5 protein-coding genes and 1 pseudogene are annotated in these 5,036 nt (G+C 68.6%); 4 read left to right on the forward strand and 2 right to left on the reverse strand.

Going from position 1 to position 5,036, the window contains the following annotated elements; genetic code table 11:
• Both ACWEKM_RS45730 and ACWEKM_RS45735 read left to right on the forward strand, forming a co-directional pair.
• Positions 1-475 (forward strand): hypothetical protein (locus ACWEKM_RS45730; RefSeq protein ID WP_451627232.1); only part of this gene is annotated, 475 nt, incomplete at its 5' end.
• A pseudogene (locus tag ACWEKM_RS45735) lies at positions 429-956 on the forward strand (aldo/keto reductase); the annotation flags it as partial. The gene ACWEKM_RS45730 and the pseudogene ACWEKM_RS45735, both read left to right, overlap by 47 nt.
• A gap of 71 nt (positions 957-1,027) precedes the next feature.
• Here the strand turns inward: ACWEKM_RS45735 and ACWEKM_RS45740 are convergent.
• Positions 1,028-1,813, reverse strand: coding sequence for an MBL fold metallo-hydrolase (locus ACWEKM_RS45740; RefSeq protein ID WP_451627236.1), 786 nt, complete (start codon positions 1,811-1,813; stop codon positions 1,028-1,030).
• A 210-nt stretch (positions 1,814-2,023) separates the two neighbouring features.
• Between ACWEKM_RS45740 and ACWEKM_RS45745 the strand changes: the two genes are divergently transcribed.
• Together ACWEKM_RS45745 and ACWEKM_RS45750 are read left to right on the forward strand one after the other, a co-directional pair.
• Positions 2,024-3,028: a GlxA family transcriptional regulator gene (locus ACWEKM_RS45745; protein WP_451627233.1), complete on the forward strand. Its 1,005-nt coding sequence runs from the start codon at positions 2,024-2,026 to the stop codon at positions 3,026-3,028.
• A 328-nt stretch (positions 3,029-3,356) separates the two neighbouring features.
• Positions 3,357-4,313 carry an IS5 family transposase gene (locus ACWEKM_RS45750; protein ID WP_451627234.1) on the forward strand — a complete coding sequence of 319 codons (957 nt, stop codon included), beginning with the start codon at positions 3,357-3,359 and terminating at the stop codon, positions 4,311-4,313.
• Here the strand turns inward: ACWEKM_RS45750 and ACWEKM_RS45755 are convergent.
• Positions 4,231-4,815: a hypothetical protein gene (locus tag ACWEKM_RS45755; protein ID WP_451627235.1), complete on the reverse strand. Its 585-nt coding sequence runs from the start codon at positions 4,813-4,815 to the stop codon at positions 4,231-4,233. The genes ACWEKM_RS45750 and ACWEKM_RS45755 overlap by 83 nt on opposite strands.
• Positions 4,816-5,036: the final 221 nt, after the last annotated feature.

Genomic DNA, 5,036 nt, shown 5'->3' on the forward strand with positions numbered 1-5,036 from the left:
CGCGGCGAACCACCCCGCTCGGGTACGCGGCATCGCCGCCCTCAACATCCTCACCCAGGACACCAACTGCGGTCTGCTGGGCCCCTTCCACCCCCCTCGCTCGGCATGCCCCGATGCGGTCCGTCTCCTGGGCCGTCTGCCGATCCCGCTCGTCCTGGCCGACAGCCTCCTGCGGATCAGCCACTTCGCCGAGCCCTCACGAATCGACCCGGAAATCCGGCAGCATCCGCGCGAGTTGTACCGCGACCCCGACCAGGTGCGCGTCCTGCTCAGCGTCGCGGCAAACCTGCACGCCTTCGCCGCCTTCGACCCGGCTGCCAGCCTCGAAGTGCCGGTCCTGACCCGTGGAGCCAGAGGAACCGCATCCTGCCGCTCGCCGCCGGGCAGCGGCTGGTCACCGCCTCCCGTCCGGCGGTCGCCCTGTCCGCCTGCCACCTGGCGGTGCTGGAACGACCCGAAGGGGCCAACGCCGTGATCGAGTCCTTCCTGCGGGATCACAGGGCCGACAAGCGCCACCGCGCCAGCGCGCGATCCTGCGCCGTGCCTTCGACCTGGGGATCACCCACTTCGACCTGGCCAACAACTACGGCCCGCCGTACGGCGCCGCCGAGGCCAACTTCGGCACCCTGTTCGCCCAGGACTTCCGTCCCTACCGCGACGAGCTGGTCATCTCCACCAAGGCCGGCTACGACATGTGGCCCGGCCCGTACGGGGAATGGGGCTCGCGCAAGTACCTGCTGGCCTCCCTCGACCAGTCGCTGGACCGGATGGGCCTGGACTATGTCGACATCTTCTACTCGCACCGCTTCGACCCCGAGACCCCGCTCGAGGAGACCATGGGCGCACTCGCGTCCCCGGTCCGGCAGGGCAAGGCGCTGTACATGGGCATCTCCTCGTACGGTCCCGAGCGCACCCGCGAGGCGGCGCGCCTGCTGCGCGATCACCTGCCCTCGTTCTGGCCGCCGTCGGAGTTGGCGGCCACCGGTTGCTCGCACTCCGGCGCGGACCGGTCACGGGGTCGTGGCCATCAATTGGTGGCCCCGGCTTGCAGAGCGCTCGTCCATAGGTCGGTCCACTGCGCGTGGCGGAGTGTGAGGAGTCGGTGCTGTTCGCCTTGCCGGTCGAAGGCGTCTTTCACGGTGTCGGGGCCTTGGGTGAGATGGGCCCATGCCTCGGTGTGCAGGACAACTGCGGTTCGCACGTTGAGCAGTTGGGCGGCCTGAGCTGCCTGTGTGCTGGTCAGGTTCAGGTAGGCGTCGAACAGGGTGGTGCGGCCGGCGCCGGCAAACAGTACAGCGACGTCGATCGGGGCGAGGTTGTCTGCTACCTGCTGGACCATCTGCAGTGAGGCGTTGTCCCCGCTGATGTAGACCGACGGCAGATCAGGGGCGGACAGGACGAACCCGGTGACAGGTCCGAGTGCGGCCTCGGTGCCCTCGGGCCCGTGCCGGGCGGGGACCGAGGTGATGCGCAGTTGGTTGCCGTCGGGTCGCTGCATGGTGGTGTGACGCCATGGCGGGAGTCCCAGTGCATGGGCGCCCAGTCGTTCGGCTGCTGCGGGAGTCGTCACTGTCACGGGAACCTCGTCGAGCAGCCGGCGTCCGGCGGCATCGAGGTTGTCCGGGTGCTGGTCATGTGACAGCAGTACCGCGTCGATGCGACCTACCTGATCCGCTGGGACGCTCGGGCCGAGGGTCTTGGTCAGGGTTCGGTCACCGATCGGGTACTCGCCCGGCGGGTCGAAGGTCGGATCGGTGAGCAGGCGCAGCCCGCCGAGTTCGATGATCGCTGTCGGCCCTCCTACCAACATCATGCGTGCGGTGGCGCGTTCTTCGATCACAGCGGCGCCGTTCGCTTCATCCCGCGCACGTCGATCGGACTCACCATCCAGGTGGGAATACGGAGAACTCATGCGGTGATCGTCTCCAACGCCCACCTGCTACGGTGAGTGGCTGATACGCCACCTGTCATTGGATTCCAGCCAGCACGCCGTGATCCTCCGCAGCGCAGGGAGGGCAACCTCGTGACGCGACGTACCACCACCATCGCCGTCCTGATCTTCAACCACGCCCCCATGTTCGAGACCTCCGTCCCGATCGGGGTCTTCGGAGTCGACCGGAGCCGGCACGGCGTGCCGGCATTCGAGGTGCTCGCCGTCGCCGCCGAGGACGGGATGCTCGCCAGTACCAGCAGCCTGCAACTACTGCCCCCGCACGGCCTGGACGCGCTGGACCGCGCGGGCGTGGTGATCGTGCCCACGTGGCGTGACCCCCAGCAAGACCCGTCCCAGCACGTGCTGCAAGCGATCGTCCAGGCGCATGCCGACGGCGCCGTCATCGTCGGCCTGTGCATGGGGGCCTTCGTCCTCGCGGCTGCGGGGCTGCTCGACGGACGGCGCGCGGCGACCCACTGGGCCCACGCTCCTGCTCTCACCGCCCGCTACCCCACGATCCACGTCGATTCCGATGCGCTCTACGTCGATGAGGGTGACGTCATCACCAGCGCCGGCACCGCCGCCGGACTCGACGCCTGCCTGCACCTGGTCCGCCGCGCCTGGGGAGCCCGCGTGGCCTCCACGATCGCCCGCCGCATGGTCGTCCCCCCACACCGCAGCGGCGGCCAAGCCCAGTACATCGAGCAACCCGTCCCCTCACCCGACGACAGCGCCGATCTGTCGGCGGCCACGGCCTACGCACTGGCCCATCTCGACCAGCCACTCGACATCGACACCCTCGCGGCCCTCACCCGTCAAAGCCGCCGCACATTCGACCGGCGATTCCGGGCACAGACCGGCAGTTCACCGCTGCAGTGGCTCCTGCATCAACGCGTCCTGCACGCCCAACGGCTGCTGGAGGACACCGACCTCACCATCGACGCCATCGCCGCCCGCGTCGGTTTCACCACCGGCATCTCACTTCGGCCCCACTTCCGCCGCCTCACCGGTATCACACCCCAGCAATACCGAAACACCCACCGCGCCAAAGACCCGGCACGAACCGCCAACACCGACAAAACCCTCCGTCCATGAACGCAGTTCACCACATGCCGGGCCCGCTAGTTGCGTCCCACGCTCACACCATCCGCCTCGACCGCAATGGCTGAGGACTTCCCAGGGCGTTCAAAATGCCCGAGCCGACTGCGATCAAGTGAACCTGCCAGCTCATCGCGGCACCACGATCCGACCAGTCAATGCCGTTGTTTGAGTTAGTGCGTTGTGGCAAACCGGATCTCGTTCGAAGCCTGCGGTGCGGGTGGTGATCATTCGGACAGAGATGTCGGTGTGGTCGTGGGCATGAAGAAACGGGCCCCTTGGTAGTGACGTGGTTGTTGAGGCCGGTCACGAGCAAGGAGACCCGTTGTCTGACGAGTTGACCATCCCTGCTGTGCTCGCGTCCACCACGGCCATCCCTGGGTGTGACTGCTACGTGCACAGGTTCGGTTCGATCGCTCCGGGACGGCGGGCGCTGTGCTATCCGAGTGACATGACGGATGCGGAGTGGGCCGAGGTCCGCTCGGCGATGCCGGTGCCGGCCTGGCTCCTGAAGCGGGGCGGGCGTCCGGAGGCGTACTGCCACCGCGAGATACTCGACGCTGTGCGCTACCTGGTCGACAACGGCGTGAGGTGGATGGCCCTGCCGGTCGACTTCCCGTACTGGCGGGCGGTCTATGACTTCTTCCGCCGCTGGCGTGCCTATGACTACGTGCGTGAACTGTACGAACGCCTGCGCCGCGCGGCGAGGGAGCAAAGAGGCCGCAACGCCGAGCCCAGTGCGGGAATCATCGACAGTCAGTCGGTGGACGCCTCCGAGACCGTCGGGGAGGACAGCCGGGGATACGACGGCGGCAAGTCACGTGACGGGCGCAAGCGTCACGTCCTGACCGATACCGAGGGTCTGCTCCTCGAGGTCACCGTGACCACGGCCGACGTGCACGACTCCAAGGCCGCCCCCGCGCTGCTGGAGACGTTCATGGACCAGCCGGGCCGGCTGCTGAAGCTGGTGTGGGTCGACAGCGCCTATCAGGGGCCGGCGCTGGCGAAGGCGTTCGCCCACCACGGGGTGCGCGTCGAGGTCGTGCGCCGCTCTGACGGGCGGCGCGGATTTGTCGTACTGGCCCGCAGATGGGTGGTGGAGCGCACGCTGAGCTGGCTCTCCCGCTCACGCCGCCTCAACCGCGACCACGAACGCCGCCCCGACCACCACGCCCAGATGGTGTGGTGGGCCGCCGTGATCAAGCTGTCCCGGCGCCTGGCCGGGGACGCTCCGCACTGGCCGGAGAAGCGCCCCGGCCGACTGCTCCGGGCGCGGGCGTGAACCGTCCGTCCTTCGCCCGCACCAGCCAGCCCCGCTTCTCCAGCACGTAGGCACGGTGACGGATCTTCTCCACCTCGTTCTTGATCTCCGCTTCCCGGCCCACCGCCCGCGTCAACTCCACCCCGTTCACCGGCCCCGAAGCGGCCACCGCAGCGGCGAACACCTCCCGGTACAGGCCGCTGAGCACCTCCTCGCCCATGCCTGACCGCCACACCGGCGGCCGCTCGCCATGCACCGCGCCCAAGCCGCTGGATCCCACAGCGGTCACCACCTCGCCACCCGAAGGCACGGAAACCGGCGTATCAACCGTGCTCTCCTCCGCCAGCACCGACACGAGCTCCTCACGCCCCACCCGGGCCCGCTCGACTCGCTCCCGCGCGGCCTCCACCTCCGCCTGAGCCTGCTCCAGAACCTCCGTCCAGGACTCCAGATCCTGCCTCGCCCGCGCCTCACGCCGTTCCATCAACCCCAGCACCGACGGCATCGCGACCTCCTCGATCAACAACAAGCCGTCCGCTGCCTGCCCCTACCCCGCCGCGATCATGCCCCGCACACGAAGAAGCCCCTGCTCATCGAACAGGGACTCCCTTTGCCACAACGCTCTCAGCCGGTCGCCGCGGCCCGCAGTCTGTTCAGCCACTGGTTTCGACGTCCAACAAGCCCACCACCGAAGCCACCGGCCGCCTCCCTGCCGTCCCCGTCACGCAGAACGGCCCACGCCTC

Source organism: Streptomyces sp. NPDC004752 (genome assembly GCF_053601275.1).